The organism is Streptomyces sp. NRRL S-340, from assembly GCF_000720185.1.
Lineage (GTDB): Bacteria > Actinomycetota > Actinomycetes > Streptomycetales > Streptomycetaceae > Streptomyces.
In genome coordinates, this window is the sequence record NZ_JOIY01000033.1 from 98,850 (window position 1) to 117,763 (window position 18,914).

18 protein-coding genes are annotated in these 18,914 nt (G+C 72.3%); 2 read left to right on the plus strand and 16 right to left on the minus strand.

All coding sequences use genetic code 11. From position 1 onward, the window contains the following. Positions 1-5: 5 nt before the first annotated feature. Positions 6-986 carry an aspartate carbamoyltransferase catalytic subunit gene (locus tag IG64_RS24715; RefSeq protein WP_037859993.1) on the minus strand — a complete coding sequence of 327 codons (981 nt, stop codon included), beginning with the start codon at positions 984-986 and terminating at the stop codon, positions 6-8. 100 nt (positions 987-1,086) lie between these two features. Continuing rightward, positions 1,087-1,683, minus strand: a complete 597-nt coding sequence (pyrR, locus tag IG64_RS24720; RefSeq protein ID WP_037859996.1) for a bifunctional pyr operon transcriptional regulator/uracil phosphoribosyltransferase PyrR — start codon at positions 1,681-1,683, stop codon at positions 1,087-1,089. Positions 1,684-1,959: 276 nt separating this feature from the next. Here pyrR and bldD point away from each other — a divergent pair, with 276 nt between their 5' ends. Further along, on the plus strand, positions 1,960-2,463 hold the full coding sequence (gene bldD / locus IG64_RS24725; protein WP_037859999.1) for a transcriptional regulator BldD: 504 nt from the start codon (positions 1,960-1,962) through the stop codon (positions 2,461-2,463). Between the two features lie 199 nt (positions 2,464-2,662). On the opposite strand, the gene nusB is transcribed toward bldD, so the two are convergent. From nusB to IG64_RS24790, 13 genes are all read right to left on the minus strand, one after another. Further along, a complete protein-coding gene (nusB, locus tag IG64_RS24730; RefSeq protein ID WP_037860001.1) occupies positions 2,663-3,106 on the minus strand; it encodes a transcription antitermination factor NusB in 444 nt (147 codons plus the stop codon). A gap of 2 nt (positions 3,107-3,108) precedes the next feature. Next, complete coding sequence (gene efp, locus IG64_RS24735; protein WP_009187601.1) at positions 3,109-3,675, minus strand: elongation factor P; 567 nt, start codon at positions 3,673-3,675, stop codon at positions 3,109-3,111. A 49-nt stretch (positions 3,676-3,724) separates the two neighbouring features. Then, entirely contained in the window at positions 3,725-4,831 is a 1,107-nt protein-coding gene (locus tag IG64_RS24740) for an aminopeptidase P family protein (RefSeq protein WP_037860004.1), read from the minus strand. A gap of 157 nt (positions 4,832-4,988) precedes the next feature. Beyond that, positions 4,989-5,855, minus strand: a complete 867-nt coding sequence (locus IG64_RS24745) for a Pro-rich N-terminal domain-containing protein (protein ID WP_078884198.1) — start codon at positions 5,853-5,855, stop codon at positions 4,989-4,991. A gap of 213 nt (positions 5,856-6,068) precedes the next feature. Continuing rightward, positions 6,069-7,160, minus strand: a complete 1,092-nt coding sequence (aroB, locus tag IG64_RS24750; RefSeq protein WP_037860007.1) for a 3-dehydroquinate synthase — start codon at positions 7,158-7,160, stop codon at positions 6,069-6,071. Then, complete coding sequence (locus IG64_RS24755; protein ID WP_107474351.1) at positions 7,157-7,639, minus strand: shikimate kinase; 483 nt, start codon at positions 7,637-7,639, stop codon at positions 7,157-7,159. Before IG64_RS24755 ends, aroB begins: the two co-directional genes overlap by 4 nt. A gap of 32 nt (positions 7,640-7,671) precedes the next feature. Beyond that, entirely contained in the window at positions 7,672-8,856 is a 1,185-nt protein-coding gene (gene aroC / locus IG64_RS24760) for a chorismate synthase (protein WP_037860012.1), read from the minus strand. 257 nt (positions 8,857-9,113) lie between these two features. Next, the gene (locus tag IG64_RS24765; RefSeq protein ID WP_037860014.1) at positions 9,114-9,941 is read right to left on the minus strand and encodes a shikimate dehydrogenase; all 828 of its coding nucleotides are present in this window, start codon (positions 9,939-9,941) and stop codon (positions 9,114-9,116) included. Next, the gene (mltG, locus tag IG64_RS24770; protein ID WP_107474345.1) at positions 9,941-11,698 is read right to left on the minus strand and encodes an endolytic transglycosylase MltG; all 1,758 of its coding nucleotides are present in this window, start codon (positions 11,696-11,698) and stop codon (positions 9,941-9,943) included. Before mltG ends, IG64_RS24765 begins: the two co-directional genes overlap by 1 nt. Positions 11,699-11,818: 120 nt before the next feature. Then, positions 11,819-12,283 (minus strand): Holliday junction resolvase RuvX, encoded by a 465-nt coding sequence (ruvX, locus tag IG64_RS24775; protein ID WP_037860018.1) that lies wholly within the window; start codon positions 12,281-12,283, stop codon positions 11,819-11,821. Beyond that, positions 12,283-14,955 carry an alanine--tRNA ligase gene (gene alaS, locus IG64_RS24780; RefSeq protein WP_037860021.1) on the minus strand — a complete coding sequence of 891 codons (2,673 nt, stop codon included), beginning with the start codon at positions 14,953-14,955 and terminating at the stop codon, positions 12,283-12,285. Before alaS ends, ruvX begins: the two co-directional genes overlap by 1 nt. Further along, complete coding sequence (locus IG64_RS24785) at positions 14,955-15,338, minus strand: hypothetical protein (RefSeq protein WP_037860023.1); 384 nt, start codon at positions 15,336-15,338, stop codon at positions 14,955-14,957. The genes alaS and IG64_RS24785 overlap by 1 nt, the downstream gene beginning before the upstream one ends. A 9-nt stretch (positions 15,339-15,347) precedes the next feature. Then, positions 15,348-15,797: a DUF948 domain-containing protein gene (locus tag IG64_RS24790; protein ID WP_199811650.1), complete on the minus strand. Its 450-nt coding sequence runs from the start codon at positions 15,795-15,797 to the stop codon at positions 15,348-15,350. Positions 15,798-15,971: 174 nt separating this feature from the next. Here IG64_RS24790 and IG64_RS24795 point away from each other — a divergent pair, with 174 nt between their 5' ends. After that, positions 15,972-18,215, plus strand: coding sequence for an ATP-binding protein (locus tag IG64_RS24795; protein WP_199811651.1), 2,244 nt, complete (start codon positions 15,972-15,974; stop codon positions 18,213-18,215). 21 nt (positions 18,216-18,236) lie between these two features. On the opposite strand, the gene rpsD is transcribed toward IG64_RS24795, so the two are convergent. Beyond that, complete coding sequence (gene rpsD, locus IG64_RS24800; protein WP_009187613.1) at positions 18,237-18,851, minus strand: 30S ribosomal protein S4; 615 nt, start codon at positions 18,849-18,851, stop codon at positions 18,237-18,239. Between the last annotated feature and the right edge of the window lie 63 nt (positions 18,852-18,914).

Genomic DNA, 18,914 nt, shown 5'->3' on the forward strand with positions numbered 1-18,914 from the left:
TTGTCTTACTTCTCCTCGGTGGTGCGGGTGTGGGTGACGGCGGGCTCGTTGCCTCCGAGCAGCAGGTAGAGCACGGCCATGCGGATGGAGACGCCGTTGGCGACCTGTTCCACGGCGGTGCAGCGCCCGGAGTCGGCGACGCCGGCGGTGATCTCCATGCCGCGGACCATCGGGCCGGGGTGCATCACGATCGCGTGCTCGGGCATCTTGGCCATGCGGTCGCCGTCGAGGCCGTAGCGCCGCGAGTACTCGCGCTCGGTGGGGAAGAAGGCGGCGTTCATGCGTTCGCGCTGCACGCGCAGCATCATCACCGCGTCCGACTTGGGCAGCGTGGCGTCGAGGTCGTAGGAGACCTCGCAGGGCCAGGACTCGACGCCGACCGGCAGCAGGGTGGGCGGGGCGACGAGGGTGACGTCGGCGCCGAGGGTGTGCAGCAGGTCGACGTTGGAGCGGGCGACGCGGCTGTGCAGGACGTCGCCGACGATCGTGATGCGCCTGCCCGCCAGGTCCTGGCCGAGGCCGGCGTCCCGGCCGGTGAGGCGGCGGCGCATGGTGAACGCGTCGAGCAGGGCCTGCGTCGGGTGCTGGTGCGTGCCGTCCCCGGCGTTGATGACGGCGGCGTCGATCCAGCCCGAGTTGGCCAGGCGGTAGGGGGCGCCGGAAGCGCCGTGCCGGATGACCACGGCGTCGACGCCCATGGCCTCCAGCGTCTGGGCGGTGTCCTTCAGGGACTCGCCCTTGGAGACGCTCGACCCCTTGGCGGTGAAGTTGATGACGTCCGCGGACAGGCGCTTCTCGGCGGCCTCGAAGGAGATCCGGGTGCGGGTGGAGTCCTCGAAGAAGAGGTTGACCACCGTGCGGCCGCGCAGGGTCGGCAGTTTCTTGATCGGCCGGTCGGCGACCCGGGCCATCTCCTCGGCGGTGTCGAGGATCAGGACGGCGTCGTCGCGGGTGAGGTCGGCGGCCGAGATGAGATGACGCTGCATCTGTCAGGCTCCGTAAGGCAGTTCATTCAGGAGATTTCGGGCACAGGAGCACGTGCGGGCACGCGCGCGGGACGTACGGCGTGTGCGTACGCGCGCGTTGCTACGGCTGCTGTTCGCCCGGGGCGGCCGGCTTGGCGCCGAGCAGCACGGTGTCGCGACCGTCCTCCTCGGCGAGCTGGACCTTGACCGTCTCCCGCAGCGACGTGGGGAGGTTCTTGCCGACGTAGTCGGCGCGGATGGGCAGTTCGCGGTGGCCCCGGTCGACGAGGACGGCGAGCTGCACCGCGCGCGGGCGGCCGATGTCGTTCAGCGCGTCGAGGGCGGCGCGGATGGTGCGGCCCGAGAAGAGCACGTCGTCGACGAGGACGACGAGACGGCCGTCGATGCCGTCCCCGGGGATCTCGGTGCGGGCCAGCGCGCGCGGCGGGTGCATGCGCAGGTCGTCGCGGTACATGGTGATGTCGAGCGAGCCGACCGGGATCTTGCGCTCGGTGATCTGTTCGAGCTTGGCGGCGAGCCGCTGGGCGAGGAAGACGCCGCGGGTCGGAATGCCGAGGAGCACCACGTCGTCGGCGCCCTTGGCGCGTTCGACGATCTCGTGGGCGATGCGGGTCAGTACGCGGGCGATGTCGGGGCCCTCGAGAACGGGCCGCGCATCGGACGCCTGCGCACCGGTGTGCGTGTCCTGCTTGTCCATACGAAACGGACCTCCTTCTCCGCCTCACGGGACGGACCTTAAAGGACGTCGGAATTGCGCCATCCACGGTAGCAGGTGCCGCGGGCCGCTCCGTGCACCCCCTCGTCCCCGTGCGTCACCCGTTCGGCGCAACCGGGTGCCGTCGGCACGGAAGAGGCGGTGTGGACCATTCGGCTTGACGCGGCAGAGTAACGCTGCGTAACCTCACAGTGAGTTACCAGCCGCCCGGCGTGGCAGCCGAGCCAGGCCGCGTCGACACAGTGTCCGGGGAGCCATATGTCCAGCGAATACGCCAAACAGCTCGGGGCCAAGCTCCGGGCGATCCGCACCCAGCAGGGCCTTTCCCTCCACGGTGTCGAGGAGAAGAGCCAGGGCCGCTGGAAGGCGGTCGTGGTCGGTTCGTACGAGCGCGGCGACCGTGCCGTGACCGTGCAGCGTCTCGCCGAGCTGGCGGACTTCTACGGGGTCCCGGTGCAGGAACTGCTGCCCGGCACGACCCCCGGCGGCGCCGCCGAGCCCCCGCCGAAGCTGGTCCTGGACCTGGAGCGGCTGGCCACCGTGCCGGCCGAGAAGGCGGGCCCGCTGCAGCGGTACGCGGCGACCATCCAGTCCCAGCGCGGTGACTACAACGGCAAGGTGCTCTCGATCCGCCAGGACGACCTGCGCACCCTCGCCGTGATCTACGACCAGTCGCCCTCGGTCCTCACCGAGCAGCTGATCGGCTGGGGTGTGCTGGACGCGGACGCGCGCCGTGCGGTGGCGTCCCACGAGGAGGCCTGAGCCCAGCTCCGGCAGCGACGCCGGACCCAGCAGAAACGTGCCGCCGGGGTGGCCGGAACCAGACGGTTCCGGCCACCCCGGCGGCTTTCTGTCGGCTTCTGCGGGCCCGTGCAGCCGCAGTGGCCCCCAGTGCCCGACCACACGTCGCAGGGCCCGCAGCATCGATGCTGCGGGCCCTGCGACGTGTCTGCGGCTCTTCCTACGCCTCGTCGTTCACGCCACGGCGCAGCGAGGGCTTGAGTTCCTTCAGCCGGCCGAGCAGACCGTTGACGAACGAGGGCGACTCGTCCGTGGAGAACTCCTTGGCCAGCTGCACCATCTCGTCCAGGACGACGGCGTCCGGGGTCTCGTCGACCCAGATCAGCTCGTACGCGCCGAGCCGCAGGATGTTGCGGTCGACGACCGGCATCCGGTCCAGCGTCCAGCCCACCGCGTACTGCGAGATCAGCTCGTCGATGCGCCGGGCGTGCTCGGCGTAGCCCTCGACCAGCTGCATCGTGTACTCGCTGACCGGGGGCTGCCGGGTGTCGGACCGGGAGAGCCGGACCCAGTCCGCGAGGACGGTGAGGACGTCGGCGTCGCGCTGGTCACCTTCGAAGAGGATCTGGAAGGCGCGCTTGCGGGCCGTGTTGCGGGCAGCCACGGTTAGCTGTTCACCCGGCCGAGGTAGTCGCTCGTACGGGTGTCGACCTTGATCTTCTCACCGGTGGTGATGAAGAGCGGGACCTGGATCTGGTGGCCGGTCTCCAGGGTGGCGGGCTTGGTGCCACCGGTGGAGCGGTCGCCCTGGACGCCCGGCTCGGTCTCCTGCACGGTCAGCTCGACGGCGGCGGGCAGCTCGACGAAGAGCACCTCGCCCTCGTGCTGGGCGACGGTGGCGGTGAAGCCCTCGATCAGGAAGTTGGCGGCGTCGCCGACGGCCTTGCGGTCGACCATCAGCTGGTCGTAGGTCTCCATGTCCATGAAGACGAAGTACTCGCCGTCCATGTACGAGAACTGCATGTCGCGCTTGTCGACGGTGGCCGTCTCGACCTTGACACCGGCGTTGAAGGTCTTGTCGACGACCTTGCCGGAGAGCACGTTCTTGAGCTTGGTGCGCACGAAGGCCGGGCCCTTGCCGGGCTTGACGTGCTGGAACTCGACGACGGACCAGAGCTGGCCGCCTTCGAGCTTGAGCACCAGGCCGTTCTTGAGGTCGTTCGTGGAAGCCACGGTTGCGGAATCTCCTGGACTGACGTGGACGACCCCGGCGCACGCACTCCTACAGCGCGAGCAGCTCCTTGGTCGTGATGGTGAGTAGCTCGGGTCCGCCGTCCGCCTCGGGGCGCACGACGAGCGTGTCATCGATCCGGACACCGCCCCGGCCCGGGAGGTGGACCCCCGGTTCGACGGTGACCGGCACGCAAGCGTCCAGTTTACCCATGGCCGCGGGGGCCAGCTGAGGGTCCTCGTCGATTTCGAGTCCGACCCCGTGTCCCGTGAGGGGCTGCAGGCCCTCGGTGTACCCGGCGGAGTCCAGCACCTGCCGTGCGGCGCGGTCCACGTCGCGGTAGGCGGCGCCGGGCGTCAGCGCCTCCCGGCCGGCCCGCTGGGCTGCGAAGACCAGGTCGTACAGCTGGATCTGCCAGTCCGCCGGGGAGGTCCCGATCACGAACGTCCGGCCGATCTCGCAGCGGTAGCCGCGGTAGGCGGCGCCCAGGCACACCGAGAGGAAGTCGCCCTCCTCGACCCGCCGGTCGGTCGGCCGGTGCCCGCGGCGGCCCGAGTTCGGGCCGGTGGCCACCGAGGTCGGGAAGGCGGGGCCGTCGGCGCCGTGGTCGACCAGGCGCCGCTCCAGCTCCAGCGCGAGGTGCCGCTCGGTGCGGCCGACCAGGATGGACTCCAGCAGTTCGCCCAGGGCCTGGTCCGCGATCTCGGCGCCGATCCGCAGGCAGGAGATCTCCTCCTCGTCCTTGACGACCCTGAGCTGTTCCACCGCGCTGCCCAGCTCGGCGATGCGCAGCTGCGGGGCGACCGAGGTGAGCGCCCGGTGGCGGGCCACGGTGACGTGGTGCTCCTCGATCGCCAGGGAGTCGGCGCCCTGGGAGCGCGCCAGGTCGGCCGCGGCCACGGCCGCGTCGCCGCCGGGCCGGGGCAGGATCCGCACCCCCAGCGTCTCGTCGGGACGCCCCTCACCGGGCCGGTCGTCCGGTGCGCTCGGGCACACCAGCAGGTCCTCGCGCTTTCCGAGGAGCAGGACGGCACCGTGCGGGGCTGCTCCCGCCAGGTACCGCACATTGGCGGGACGAGTCACCAGCGCCGCCGCGCTGCCGCCCGCGTTGCAGCGCTCCCGTAGCCGGGTCCGGCGGGCCGCGTACACCTCTGACATGAACCGAGCGTAAGAGCTGTGCCCGTGCCGTGCCGCTCGGGAGAGGCCGAGTGGGCGGCGGGGCTCTCCCTCACGGGCGTCCGGCGGCTTCGGGGCGGCTCACCGCGCGCCCGCACCGCCCCGCACGCGCCTCACGGCCGCTCGCCGTGCCCGGCGGTCACCAGGTCGGGGGGCTGGCGATGGCCCGGGAGAGGACCTCGTCCAGGACACGGGCCGTGGCCGGTATGTCGAGCTGGGAGTTGTCGATGATGGGCAGGCCCGAGCCGTACCAGCCGGCCATGCGGCCGTGGATACGGGCGACCTCCTCGTCGGTCAGGCGGCGGTTCCCGGTGCGCTCGGCGTTGCGCTCGAGGACGATGTCCAGTCCGGGCAGCAGGACCACGGGGAGCAGTCCCGGACCCACGTGCCGCTTCCAGCCGCCGAGGCCGACGACCGGGCGGTCGGGGAAGACGGCGTCGTCCAGGATGCAGGAGATGCCGTTGGCCAGGAAGTTGCGCGCGGCGAAGCCGCAGGTGCGGCGGGCGAGGCGGTACTGCGCCTCGGAGTTGTCGTTCCACCCGGACTGCGGGTTGGCGAAGCCGGAGCGGACCCACTCGCGGACGTCGTCGAGGCTGATGTGCGCGGTGGGCACCCGGCGGTGCTCGGCCCAGTGCTTGGCGACGCTGGTCTTGCCCGCGCCCGCGGGTCCGATCAGCAGGACGGCGAGCGTGGTGGTGGTCGGGTCGGGCAGGGCCTGGGCGGGCGGTACGGCCGGCATGGCGACCGGGCCGCCGGGCGGCAGCCGGACGTGGCCGGACGCGTCCGGCGGGGCGACGGGCGGGGCGGCCCCCTGCCCCGGCGGCACCGCAGGGTGCTGCGCGGCCGGGGCTGCCGGGTGGCCCGGCGCGGGCGGCACGGGACCCTGGACCGGGTGCGCTCCCGGCGGGTGCGGACCCGGGTGAGGTGCGGCCGGTGACCAGCCGGCGGCCGGTCCGTGCCCCGGCTGGTGGGGCGGCGGCAGCGGAGAACCCACTGCGTGCTGCATCCGGTGCCACTCCGTCTCGTACAAGGCAATGGTCGCTGGTGGCGGGCCCGAACCCGCGCCCTACCGAACGGTACCGTCCCCGGCCGCCCTGTGGTGAACGGCCGGGTCCGGTCCGAAGTGCCCGCCCGGGCAAGGTGAATCGGACCGATCGCGCTCAGCGGGACCCGGAGCCGCGAGCGCAAGGGGAGTCCGCGCCCCTCGTGTTCGCGGCTCCTACTGACCCACCTCGCCGTACGCGGCGAGCAGCACGGCCGGGTCCGGGCCCTCCAGGACGGTGGGCTTGGCGAGACCGTCGAGCACGATGAAACGCAGCAGGTTGCCGCGGGACTTCTTGTCGACCTTCATGGTCTCCAGCAGCTTGGGCCACTGGTCGTGGCGGTAGTGCAGCGGCAGGCCCACCGACTCCAGGACGGTGCGGTGGCGGTCGGCCGTCGCGTCGTCCAGCCGGCCCGCCAGGCGGCCCAGTTCGGCGGCGAAATGCATGCCGACGGCGACGGCGGCGCCGTGCCGCCACTTGTACCGCTCGTTCTTCTCGATGGCGTGGCCGAGGGTGTGGCCGTAGTTGAGGATCTCCCGCAGACCCGACTCCTTCAGGTCCGCGGAGACGACGTCGGCCTTGACGCGGATGGAGCGCTCGATCAGCTCGGCGGTGTGCGGCCCGGCCGGGGTACGGGCGGCCTCGGGGTCGGACTCGACGAGGTCGAGGATCACCGGGTCGGCGATGAAGCCGGCCTTGATGACCTCCGCGAGCCCGGAGACGTAGTCGTTGACCGGGAGGGAGTCGAGCGCGGCCAGGTCGCACAGCACGCCGGCGGGCGGATGGAAGGCGCCCACCAGGTTCTTGCCCTCGGCGGTGTTGATGCCGGTCTTGCCGCCGACGGCCGCGTCCACCATGGCGAGCACGGTGGTGGGCACGGCGACCCAGCGCACGCCGCGCAGCCAGGTCGCGGCGACGAACCCGGCCAGGTCGGTGGTGGCGCCGCCGCCCACGCCGACGACGACGTCGGAGCGGGTGAAGTTCGACTGGCCGAGCGCCTTCCAGCAGTAGGCGGCGACCTCGGCGGTCTTGGCCTCCTCCGCGTTCGGCACCTGGATGGCGATCGCCTCGTAGCCCTGTCCGGCCAGGTCGGCGCGGAGCGCGTCACCCGTCTCGGCGAGCGCCTCGGGGTGGATGACGGCGACCCGCCGTGCCTGGTCCCCGATCAGCCCGGCCAGCTCGCCCAGGAGCTGACGGCCGACCAGCACGTCGTAGGGCTCGGTGCCGGCGGTGCCGGCGATGTGGATCCGCGTCACTGCCTCGCTCATGCTTCCTTCAACTCCACAGCGTCCAGGACGGATCGGGTGACCTCTTCGGGGGTGCGGCCGTCGGTGGCGACCACCGCCGTGGCGACCTCCTCGTACAGGTGCCGGCGGGCCTGCATCAGCTCGCGCCACTGCTTGCGCGGGTTGACGGCGAGCAGCGGACGGGCCACGTTCAGGCCGGTGCGCCGGACCGCCTCCTCCACGTCCATCGAGAGGTAGACAACGGGCAGGCCGGCGAGCAGCGCGCGCGTGTCCGCGTCGAGGACCGCACCGCCGCCCAGCGCGAGGACGCCCTCGTGTTCGGCGACGGCCCGGCGCACGGCCTGCTTCTCCAGCGCGCGGAAGGCGCTCTCCCCGTCGTCGACGAAGATCTCCGCGATGGTGCGGCCCTGTTCGGTCACGATGTCGTCGTCGGTGTCCCGGTAGGCCACGCCGAGGCGGTCGGCCAGCAGCTGTCCGACGGTCGACTTGCCCACGCCCATCGGACCCACGAGGACGACGGCCGGCGCGCCGCTCACCGGATCGCCAGGTTGTCGAGGTAGGACCGCACGTTGCGGCGGGTCTCGGTCACGCTGTCGCCGCCGAACTTCTCGGCGACGGCGTCGGCGAGGACGAGGGCCACCATGGCCTCGGCGACGATCCCGGCCGCCGGTACCGCGCACACGTCGGAACGCTGGTGGTGGGCCTGCGCCGCCTCACCGGTGGCCACGTCGACCGTCCGCAGGGCGCGGGGCACGGTGGCGATCGGCTTCATCGCGGCGCGCACCCGCAGCAGCTCGCCCGTGGTGAGGCCGCCCTCGGTGCCGCCGGAGCGGCCGGTGGCCCGCCTGATGCCGTCGGGGGTGGTCAGGATCTCGTCGTGCGCCTTCGATCCGGGCACCCGCGCGAGGTCGAAGCCGTCGCCGACCTCGACACCCTTGATCGCCTGGATGCCCATGAGGGCGGCGGCGAGCCGGGCGTCCAGGCGCCGGTCCCAGTGCACGTGCGAGCCCAGGCCCACCGGCACGTCGTAGGCCAGCACCTCCACGACGCCGCCGAGCGTGTCGCCGTCCTTGTGGGCCTGGTCGATCTCGGCGACCATCGCCTCCGAGGCGGCCGTGTCCAGGCAGCGCACCGGGTCCGCGTCGAGCTTCTCCACGTCGGCCGGGGTCGGGTACACCCCGTAGGGGGCCTTCGCCGACGCCAGCTCCACCACGTGGGAGACGATCTCGATGCCCGCCGTCTCCTTCAGGTACGACCGCGCCACCGCGCCCAGCGCCACGCGGGCGGCGGTCTCCCGGGCGGAGGCCCGCTCCAGGATCGGGCGCGCCTCGTCGAAGCCGTACTTCTGCATGCCGGCCAGGTCGGCGTGGCCGGGGCGCGGGCGGGTCAGCGGCGCGTTGCGCGCCAGCTCGGCCAGCTCCGCCGGGTCCACCGGGTCGGCCGCCATGACCTTGTCCCACTTGGGCCACTCGGTGTTGCCCACCATGACCGCCACGGGGGAGCCGAGGGTGAGTCCGTGCCGGACCCCGCCGAGGAAGGTGACCTCGTCCCGCTCGAACTTCATCCGTGCGCCGCGCCCGTACCCCAGGCGCCGTCGCGCGAGGTGGTCCGCCACCATGTCCGTGGTGATGGGCACGCCGGCGGGAAGGCCCTCCAGCGTCGCGACAAGTGCGGGTCCGTGGGACTCCCCCGCGGTCAGCCAACGCAACCTGCTCAACGATGCTCCTCATGCTCGCGCCTGGAACTGCGACGGCGCGACCGGGTGCGCGGCCCTGGCCCGCCACCTCCGATCCTCCCACGTCCGGGCCCGGTGTCCGGCCGCCGGTCCAGCAGGCGGACGCCGCGGACGGCACCCGTCCCGCGCTCGGCCGCCCCGCGCGCACGCGAAAGGGGCCGCTGCCCGCCGGGGAAGGCGGGATCCCGGTGGGGCGGCGAGGGGGGGGATCGCGGGTCCGGCTCCGCCCTGCGGGGCCGTCAGCGGTCCGCGAGGGCCTTCTCGCCGGCGCGGCGCATGACGTCCAGGGGGGCCGGGGCCCGGCCGGTCATCCGCTCGACCTGGAGGACCGCCTGGTGGACGAGGAGGTCGAGGCCGCTGACGACGGCGCCGCCGGCCAGGGACCAGCGGGCGGCGAGCGTGGTCGGCCAGGGGTCGTAGAGGACGTCGAAGAGCGCGGTGGGGCGCTCCGGTACGGCGCCGGCGAGCGCGTCGGTCGTGCCGGCCGGGGTGGTGGCGATCACGAGCGGGGCCGTCAGGGCCTGCTCGGCCCGGGACCAGGGCGCCGTGCGGACCTCGACGCCCAGCCGTTCGCCCCACCCGCGCATCTCGGCCGCGCGGGCGTCGCTGCGGACGTAGGCGACGACCTCGCCGGTGCAGACGCGGGCGAGCGCGGCCAGGGCGGAGGACGCGGTGGCTCCGGCCCCGAGGACCGCGGCCGAGTCGACCTGTTCGATTCCGTGCTCGCGCAGCGCGGCGACCATGCCCGGGATGTCGGTGTTGTCGCCGGTGCGCCGGCCGTCCTCGGTGACGACGACCGTGTTGACCGCCTCCACGGCGGCCGCCGTCTCGCTGACCTCGTCGAGCAGCGGGATGACGGCCCGTTTCAGCGGCATGGTCAGCGACAGCCCCGCCCACTCGGGCCCGAGCCCGTCGAGGAAGCCCGGCAGAGCGGCCTCGTCGACCTCGAACCGGTCGTAGGACCAGTGGGTGAGCCCCAGCTCCGCGTAGGCCGCGCGGTGCAGCACCGGGGACAGGGAGTGGGCGATCGGCGAACCGAGCACGGCCGCCCGGCGGGTTGGCGTCATCACTGCTTCTTCTTGGAGAGGTTCCACTCGTCGACCAGTTTCTCGTGCTCGGCGAGGGTCTTGGTGAACTTGCTGGTCCTGCCGTCCATCGAGATGAAGTAGTACCAGCCGTCGTCCGTCGGGTCGAGGGCGCCCTTGAGGGCCTCCTCGCCCGGGTTGTCGATGGGCCCGGGGGGCAGGCCGGTGGCGTAGTACGTGTTGTACGGGTTGGCGTACCTGCGCAGCTCGGCGATGCTGAGGTCGATCTTGCTCTGGTTCTTCACGTAGTTGTACGTGGAGTCGAACTCCAGCTTGCCGTTGGTCTGCGCGTTGCCGGGCTTGAGGCGGTTGTAGACGACCTCGGCCATCTTGCGGAAGTCGTCGTGGCTCGTGCCCTCGGCCTGCGCGAGGCTCGCCACGGTGAGCAGTTGCCAGGGGCCGTCGAGTCCGAGGCTCCGGGCCTTCTTGGCGAGGCCGAGCTGCGCGTAGGTCTCGGTGGCCCGGGCGACCATGCCCTTGAGGACGTCCTCGGGCTTCTGCCCCTTGGCCACGGCATAGCTGGAGGGGTAGAGGAACCCTTCGAGCGGGTCCTTGAGGTCGGGGTGGTTCAGTGCCCATTCGGGCAGGCCCAGCTTCTTGTAGTCCTTCTTCGCGACGCTCGCCGTGGTGCCCTCGGGCACCCCGAGGCGCTTGTCGATCAGCGTGTAGACGGCCGTGTTGCGCGAGCCCTCGGCGATGATCAGGTTGCTGCGGCTCTTCGGGCTGAGCATCAGCTGCACGGCGCTCGCCGCCGACATGTGCTTCTGGAGCGTGTAGACGCCGTCCTGGATCTGCTTGCCGTCGGGGTTCGCCGTCTGCGCGGAGACGAACGCGTCGACGCTCTCGACGACGCCCGCCTTCTTCAGCACCTGCCCGATCACGTACCCGCCGGCGTCCTTGGGGATGACGACCGTGACCTGCTCGCCGTTGCCGCTGCCCGCGTAGTCCGGGGCCGCGCCGAAACGATCCTGGTAGAAGTGGTAGCCGTAGTAACCGACCCCGGCGACGCCGCCGCCGAACACCATGACGACGACCAGGCAGGCACAGCCGTTGCGTCTCTTCCGGCCGGCCTTGCCCGTACGGCCCTTGCCGCCGCGTCCTTTGCGGTCCCCGCGGCCCCGGCCCGTCACCGGTGCGTCCGCGTCGGGATCTCCGTCGGCGTCGTCGCCGCCCGCGAAGAAGGAGTCGTCCTCCTGGGCGGGCCCGGGCTCCGGGTCCCAGTCGGGGCGCGGCTCCGGCTCGGAGCCGCGGCGGTTCGGGGGCTGGGGCGGCGGATAGGCCTCGGGGGTGCCGTAGAGATCGGGCTGGTCCGGGCCGTAGGCCATGGACTGCCCGCCGTACGGGTCCGCGGGGTCGCCGCCGTAGGACGGCTGCGCGTGTGCGCCGGTGCCGTCCCAGGCCGCCTGCCCGTACTGCTCCTCGGGACCGCCCCGCTGCTGGTTGCCGTACGGGTGGCCGCCCTGCTCACCGTAGTGCGGGGGCTGCCCGGAGCCCTGCTCGCCGTAGTGCTGCTGGTACGGACCGTCGTGGCCGGGCTGGGGCTCCTGGCTCCAGCCGCCGTACTGCTGCTGGTGCTGAGGATGCTGCTGGTACTGCTGCGGCTGCGGGTGGTGCTGCAGGCCGCCGTAGGAGGACTGCGGGTCCGCGGGGGCCTGCTGTCCTCCCCATCCGCCGTCCCCGTACAACGGGTCCTCGGGATGCCACGGTTCGGAGCCTGGGCCCCGGCCATACTCAGTCATCGATCCCCTAGCGCCGCGAGACGGTGGTCACGTTGTGTGACACCCGCGTCCGTTCCGCCTCTTGCTGTGCGGCGGCTGTTCGAAGACCGTCGCATCGCGCGGAACGTTACCGTATCGCGATCAGATGACCACTTCGACGCCCTCTCCGGGTGCTGTGCCTGACACCCGTTCGGATTCCAGGGCCTGCTGCAGAATGATGACGGCCGCGGCCTGGTCGATCACGGAGCGTCCCTTCTTGGACTTCACCCCGGAGGCCCGCAGCCCCTGACTCGCCGTCACCGTCGTCATCCGCTCGTCCACCAGGCGGACCGGCACCGGAGCGATGCCGTTGGCCAACTCGCCCGCGAAAGCACGGACCTTGACGGCGGCCGGGCCCTCACCCCCCTTGAGGGAGCGAGGGAGACCGACGACGACCTCGATCGGCTCGTACTCCTCGACGAGCTGCCGCAGCCGGCGGTGGGCCGCCGGGACGTCCCGGCCGGGAACCGTCTCCACGGGTGTGGCGAGGATCCCATCGGGGTCGCACGAGGCGACCCCGATCCGGGCGTCCCCGACGTCGATCGCCAGGCGCCGGCCGCGTCGCATCACTTGGCCGTTTCCGCCACGAGACGCTCCACGGCGTCGACGGCGTCGCCGACCGCGGCCGGGTTCTGGCCGCCGCCCTGGGCGACGTCCGGCTTGCCGCCACCGCCGCCGCCGAGCGTCTTGGCGGCGGTACGGACCAGGTCACCGGCCTTCAGGCCGCGCTCGCGGGCGGCCTCGTTGGTGGCGATGACCGTGAGCGGCTTGCCGTTGTTCACCGTGAAGAGGGCGACGACGGCGGCCCGGCCGCCCTGGATGCGCCCGCGCACGTCGAGGACCAGCTTGCGCAGGTCGTCCGGGGTCGTGCCGTCGGGGACCTGGCCGGTCACCACGGCGACACCGCGCACGTCCTTGGCGGACTCGGCGAGACCGGCGGCGGCCTGCAGGACCTTCTCGGCGCGGAACCGCTCGATCTCCTTCTCGGCGTCCTTCAGCTTGCCGAGCATGGCGGAGACCTTCTCCGGCAGTTCCTCCGGGCGGCCCTTGACCAGCTCCTGGAGCTGGGCGACGACCGTGTGCTCGCGGGCGAGGAAGTTGTAGGCGTCGACGCCCACGAGGGCCTCGATACGGCGCACGCCCGAGCCGATCGACGACTCACCGAGCAGCTTCACCAGGCCGAGCTGGGCGGTGTTGTGCACGTGCGTGCCGCCGCACAGCTCCTTGGAGAAGTCGCCGATGGTGACCACCCGGACCCGCTCGCCGTACTTCTCGCCGAACTCGGCGATGGCGCCCTGCTTCTTGGCGTCGTCGATGCCCATGACCTCGGCGTGCACGTCGAGGTCGCGGGCGAGCACCTCGTTGATCTTCTGCTCGACGTCGGTCATCACGGCCGTCGGGACGGCGGAGGGGGAACCGAAGTCGAAGCGGAAGCGGCCGGGCTGGTTCTCCGAACCGGCCTGGGCGGCCGTCGGGCCCAGCGCGTCACGCAGCGCCTGGTGGGTCAGGTGGGTGGCCGAGTGGGCGCGGGCGATGGCCTTGCGGCGGCGGACGTCGATGGCGGCCTGGGCCTTGGCGCCGACGGTGACCTCGCCGACCTGGACGACCCCCTTGTGGACGTAGACGCCCGGGACCGGCTTCTGGCAGTCGCGGACCTCGATGACGGCACCGGAGTCGACCTTGATGCGGCCGGTGTCGCCGATCTGACCGCCGCCCTCGGCGTAGAACGGGGTGCGGTCCAGGACGATCTCGACCTCGTCGCCCTCGGAGGCGGCCGGGGAGGAGACGCCGTCGACGAGGATGCCGACGATCGTGGACTCGCCCACGGTGTCGGTGTAGCCGATGAAGTCGGTCTCACCGGCCAGGTCGGCGATCTCGCGGTAGGCGCCCATGTCCGCGTGGCCGGTCTTCTTGGCCTGGGCGTCGGCCTTGGCCCGCTCCCGCTGCTCCTTCATCAGGCGGCGGAAGCCGTCCTCGTCCACGGCCAGGCCCTGCTCGGCGGCCATCTCCAGGGTGAGGTCGATCGGGAAGCCCCAGGTGTCGTGGAGCAGGAACGCCTTGTCGCCGGAGAGGACCGTGCCGCCGGACTGCTTGGTCTCGGTGACGGCGGTGTCGAGGATGTTGGTGCCGGCCTTCAGCGTCTTCAGGAAGGCGTTCTCCTCGGCGAGGGCGACCTTCTCGATCCGCTCGCGGTCGGTGACCAGCTCCGGGTACTGCTGTCCCATCATCTCGATGACGGTGTCGATCAGGTCCTTGACGACCGGACCGGTGGCACCGAGCAGGCGCATGTTGCGGATGGCGCGGCGCATGATGCGGCGCAGCACGTAGCCGCGGCCCTCGTTGCCGGGGGTCACGCCGTCGCCGATGAGCATCACCGAGGTGCGCATGTGGTCGGTGACCACGCGCAGCGAGACGTCCGAGGCGTGGGCGTCGCCGTAGGCCACGCCGGTCAGTTCGGTGGCCCGGTCGATGACAGCCATGGAGGTGTCGATCTCGTACATGTTCTGCACGCCCTGCAGAATCATGGCGAGGCGCTCCAGGCCGAGGCCCGTGTCGATGTTCTTGCTCGGCAGCTCGCCGAGGATCTCGAAGTTGTCCTTTCCGATGCCCTCGCCGCGCTCGTACTGCATGAAGACGAGGTTCCAGATCTCCACGTACCGCTCGTCGTTGACGGCGGGGCCGCCCTCGGCGCCGAACTCGGGGCCGCGGTCGTAGTTGATCTCGGAGCAGGGGCCGCACGGGCCGGGCACGCCCATGGACCAGTAGTTGTCCTTCATGCCCAGGCGCTGGATGCGCTCCTTCGGCACGCCGACGACCTCGTGCCAGATGCGCTCGGCCTCGTCGTCGTCCTTGTAGACGGTGATCCACAGACGCTCGGGGTCGAGGCCGTAACCGCCCTTGTCCTGGGGCGTGGTGAGCAGCTCCCAGGCGTACGTGATGGCGCCTTCCTTGAAGTAGTCGCCGAAGGAGAAGTTGCCGCACATCTGGAAGAACGTGCCGTGCCGGGTGGTCTTGCCGACCTCTTCGATGTCCGGGGTGCGCACGCACTTCTGCACGCTGGTGGCGCGCTGGAAGGGCGGCTTGACCTCGCCCAGGAAGTAGGGCTTGAAGGGCACCATGCCGGCCGGGACGAGGAGCAGAGTCGGGTCGTCCGCGATGAGCGACGCCGAAGGGACGACGGTGTGCCCGCGCTCCTCGAAGAAGCTCAGCCAGCGGCGGCGGATCTCAGCCGACTCCATCAGTGGTCCTCATTCCGGTTGTACGAGTACGTCGGGTACGTCGATCCCTCGACGTACTTCGGGTTGTCGTGGTTCTCGATGGCGGCGAGCCGCCGGGACGGGTGCGCCCCCTGCTCGAGCGGAGCCGGGAACTCGGGGCCGGCAGGGGCGTTGATGCCGAGCGCCTCGCCGAGTTCGGCCTCCCGCCGCGCCATGTTGTCGCGGACGTCGAGCGCGAAACCCACCGCGCGGTCCTTGATCCGGTGACCGGTCTCCAGGGCCTTGTTCGCCGCGGTCGCGGCGACGCTCTCGGGGGTCAGCTGCCTGAGCTTGCGGTTGACCTTGGTGGTGGCCCACACACCGGCGGCGACACCTGTGCTGAACCAGAACGTACGGCGGAACATCGCTAGTCCTTACTTCTCCCGGTTGTTCCGCTTCCCCCGCCGGGCGGCCGGGACGGTGCGGCCCACGATCACCGTACGCCTCGACGTCCTGGCGGGCACGTCCTCCTTGCGGCCGCCGAGCGCGCGGCGCACGCCGTAGCCGAAGGCGGCGACCTTGACCAGCGGGCCGCCGAAGGTGGAGGCCACGGTGGTCGACAGCGCGGACGCGTTCGAGGTGACCTCCTGGACGTCGGAGGCGATCGCGTCGACGCGGTCGATCTGGGTCTGCGCGGAGCGCACCGCCTGCGAGGCGTCGGCCAGCAGCGGAACCGCCTGGTCGGTCACGTCCGCCACGAGTTTGGTGGTCGCCTTGAGCGTCTGGGCCACCCTCGCCAGCGCGACGGCGAGGAAGGAGACCAGGATCGCCCAGAACACGGCCACCAGGATCCCGGCCACCTCACCACCGGACACTGTGCGCACCCGCTCCCTGAAACGTGCCTGAACATCGAGAACATCGAGAAAGTCGTGCACCGAGCCTATCGCGCCACGGGCGGGGCTCCGTACCGGATTACCGCGCGCGGCCCGGGGAGTCCGTCCGGGCGATTGTACGGAGTGATTACGTTTCAGTACCCTCCGTGTTCCATGCGAGACGCCATGCCTGATCCGACGCCGGTCCCGCCGCTCCAGGGATGCGGCACGGCCGCCGGCGCGCCCGCCGAGCCCGACGCGTTCGTGGGGCGCTCGGCCGAACTCGGCGCGCTCGCGCGGGCGCTGGACGGTGCGCGGCTGGTCACGGTGACGGGGGCGGGCGGGGTCGGCAAGTCGCGGCTGGCGGCACGGGCGGCGGCCCGTGCGGCGGCGCGGGGGGCGGCGGGGGGCGGCGGGGCGGGGGGGCGGGGGGGCGCGCGGGTGGACCTGGCGCCGCTGCGGGACGCGGAGTTCGTCGACCACGCCGTGGTGGAGGCCCTCGGGCTCACCGACCACACGCTGCGCACGCCCCGCGAGACGCTGCTCGCACTCCCCCGGGTGCTCGGCCTCGCCGGGCCGGGCGGGACGTGCGCGGCCGGCGACCGGCTGCTGCTGGTGCTGGACGGCGTCGAGCACCTGGCCGAGGCCTGCGCCGGCCTGGTGGCCGAACTGCTGCGGGGGGTGCCCCAGGTGCGGGTGCTCGCCGTGGGGCGCCGTCCGCTCTGCGTGGCGGGCGAGCGCCTGTTCCCGCTGGCCCCGCCCGCCGAGGAGGAGGCGGTCCGGCTGCTCGTGACGCGGGCCGCCCAGCACGGTGTGTCCGTCCGCGGCGGGGATCCCGCGGTACGGGAGCTGTGCCGGCGTCTCGAGGGGCTGCCGCTGGCGGTCGAGCTGGCCGCCGGGCGGCTGCGGACGCTGTCGCCCGCCCGGCTGCTGGAGCGGCTCGACGACCGGTTCGGGCTGCTGACCGGCGGGCCGCGCGACGTCCTGCCCCGGCACCGGACGCTGCGCACCGCGATCGGCTGGAGCCACGAGCTGTGCACGCCCGCGGAACGGCTGCTGTGGGCGCGGCTGTCGGTGTTCACCGGGACGTTCGACCTGGAGGCGGTCGAGTACGTGTGCAGCGGCGGCGGGCTGGCCGCCGGCGACGTCCTGGACGTGCTGGGCGAGTTGCTCGCCCAGTCCGTGGTGGCGCGCGAGGAGACGGCGGCGGGGGTGCGCTTCCGGATGCTGGAGACGGTCCGTGCCTACGGCGCCGACTGGCTGGCCGCCACCGGGGACGCCGACCGGCTGCGGCGGCGCCACCGCGACTGGTACGTCGGTCTGGCCACCTGGTGCGAGCTGGAGTGGTTCTCGCCCCGGCAGGCGGAGGTGGCGGCGCGGATCGAGACCGAGCTGCCGAATCTGCGCAGCGCCCTGGAGTACTGCACGACCGGCCCGGGCGAGGCGCATCTGGGGCAGTACCTCGCGGGCTGCCTGTGGTTCTGCTGGGCGGGGTGCGGCCGGCTCTCGGAGGGCCGGCACTGGCTGGAGCGCGCCGTCGCGCTGGACGGCGGCCACGAGCAGTCCCGGCTGAAGGCCCTGTGGGTGCTGGCGTACGTGGCGATCCTGCAGGGTGACACGGTGCCCGCGCTGGCGGCGCTCCAGGAGTGCCGTGAGGCGGCCCGCACCTCGGCGAGCACGACGGCGCTGGCGTACGCGGAGCACCGCGCGGGCTGCCTGGCCCTGGTCACGGACGACATGGAGCGCGCGGAGAAGCTGCTGCGCTCGGCGCTGGAGCGCTACCGGGAGATCGGTGAGCTGAACAGCACGGTGCTGATGGGCCAGGTCGAGCTGGCGATGACCCGGGCCTTCCAGGGCGATCTGCCGGACGCGGTCCGGCTGTGCGAGGACGTCCGCCGGATCTGCGACGACCACGGGGAGCGCTGGTCGCGGGCCTACGCGCTGTACGTGCTGGCGTACGCGGCCTGGCACGAGGGGAACGCGGGGTACGCCCGGGACCTGCTCGCCGACTGTCTCACCGACGCGCACGGCTTCCACGACCTGCTCGGCTCGGTGCTGGCGGTGGAGCTGCTCGCGCTGGTGACGGTGAGCGAGGGCGACGCCGAGGAGGCGGCGGTGCTGCAGGGCGCGGCGGGCGTGATGTGGGCGTCGGTGGGGCTGCGGCTGTTCGGGTCGGCGTACTACAACGCGCCGCACGAGCTGTGCGCGGCGCGGGCCCGCGAACGGCTGGGCGACGAGCGTTACGAGGAGTGCGTGCGCGAGGGGGCCGCCCTGGGCCGGGAGGCGGCCGTGGCCCGGGCCCTGGGGCGGGCCGGGAGGCGGGCGCTGCGGGCGCTGCCGGAACAGCGGGGGCAGGCGCGCGGCAGGACGGCGGGCAAGCGCGAGCCCGCCGCCTCGCCCACCCGGAAGGGCGGGGAGACGGCGGGCTGAGGTGCTACGGCCTGCTGGTGATCAGCGGGCGTAGTACTCGACGACGAGCTGCTCGTCGCAGATCACCGGGATCTCCTTGCGGTTCGGCTCGCGGTCCAGGCGGAACGCCAGGGCCTTGAGGTTCACCTGGAGGTAGCGCGGGGTCTCGCCCTCGGGGGCGAAGCCGCCCTCACGGGCGATCGTGAAGAGCGTCTTCTCCTTGGAGCGGTCGCGGACCTGCACGACGTCGTCGGGGCGGACGCGGAAGGACGGCTTGTCGACCTTCTGGCCGTTGACCTGGATGTGGCCGTGGACGACCATCTGGCGGGCCTGGTAGATCGTGCGGGCGATGCCCGAACGCAGGACCAGCGCGTCGAGACGGCGCTCCAGCTCGACGATCAGGGCCTCACCGGTCTTGCCCTGGACCTTGGAGGCACGCTCGTAGGCGCGGACGAGCTGGCGCTCGGACACGTCGTACTGCGCGCGCAGACGCTGCTTCTCCAGCAGACGGACCTTGTAGTCCGAGTTCTGCTTGCGGCCGCGGCCGTGCTCACCCGGCGGGTAGGGGCGGGCCTCGAAGTACTTGACGGCCTTCGGGGTCAGCGCGATACCGAGGGCACGCGACTTCTTGACCTTGGGGCGGGACTGGTTCGCCACTGTCTCTCATTTCGTAGTTCTCGGCTTGTCAGGGTTACGGAGGTCGCATCCGCAGCCGGGAGA

What these genes read in the sequence shown, in the direction of transcription:
- IG64_RS24715 (WP_037859993.1), bottom strand. Translation starts at nt 986, where the DNA reads ATGCAGCGTCATCTCATCTCGGCCGCCGACCTCACCCGCGACGACGCC.
- pyrR (WP_037859996.1), bottom strand. Translation starts at nt 1,683, where the DNA reads ATGGACAAGCAGGACACGCACACCGGTGCGCAGGCGTCCGATGCGCGG.
- bldD (WP_037859999.1), top strand. Translation starts at nt 1,960, where the DNA reads ATGTCCAGCGAATACGCCAAACAGCTCGGGGCCAAGCTCCGGGCGATC.
- IG64_RS24740 (WP_037860004.1), bottom strand. Translation starts at nt 4,831, where the DNA reads ATGTCAGAGGTGTACGCGGCCCGCCGGACCCGGCTACGGGAGCGCTGC.
- IG64_RS24745 (WP_078884198.1), bottom strand. Translation starts at nt 5,855, where the DNA reads ATGCAGCACGCAGTGGGTTCTCCGCTGCCGCCGCCCCACCAGCCGGGG.
- aroB (WP_037860007.1), bottom strand. Translation starts at nt 7,160, where the DNA reads ATGAGCGAGGCAGTGACGCGGATCCACATCGCCGGCACCGCCGGCACC.
- IG64_RS24755 (WP_107474351.1), bottom strand. Translation starts at nt 7,639, where the DNA reads ATGGGCGTGGGCAAGTCGACCGTCGGACAGCTGCTGGCCGACCGCCTC.
- IG64_RS24765 (WP_037860014.1), bottom strand. Translation starts at nt 9,941, where the DNA reads ATGACGCCAACCCGCCGGGCGGCCGTGCTCGGTTCGCCGATCGCCCAC.
- mltG (WP_107474345.1), bottom strand. Translation starts at nt 11,698, where the DNA reads ATGACTGAGTATGGCCGGGGCCCAGGCTCCGAACCGTGGCATCCCGAG.
- ruvX (WP_037860018.1), bottom strand. Translation starts at nt 12,283, where the DNA reads ATGCGACGCGGCCGGCGCCTGGCGATCGACGTCGGGGACGCCCGGATC.
- alaS (WP_037860021.1), bottom strand. Translation starts at nt 14,955, where the DNA reads ATGGAGTCGGCTGAGATCCGCCGCCGCTGGCTGAGCTTCTTCGAGGAG.
- IG64_RS24785 (WP_037860023.1), bottom strand. Translation starts at nt 15,338, where the DNA reads ATGTTCCGCCGTACGTTCTGGTTCAGCACAGGTGTCGCCGCCGGTGTG.
- IG64_RS24795 (WP_199811651.1), top strand. Translation starts at nt 15,972, where the DNA reads ATGCCTGATCCGACGCCGGTCCCGCCGCTCCAGGGATGCGGCACGGCC.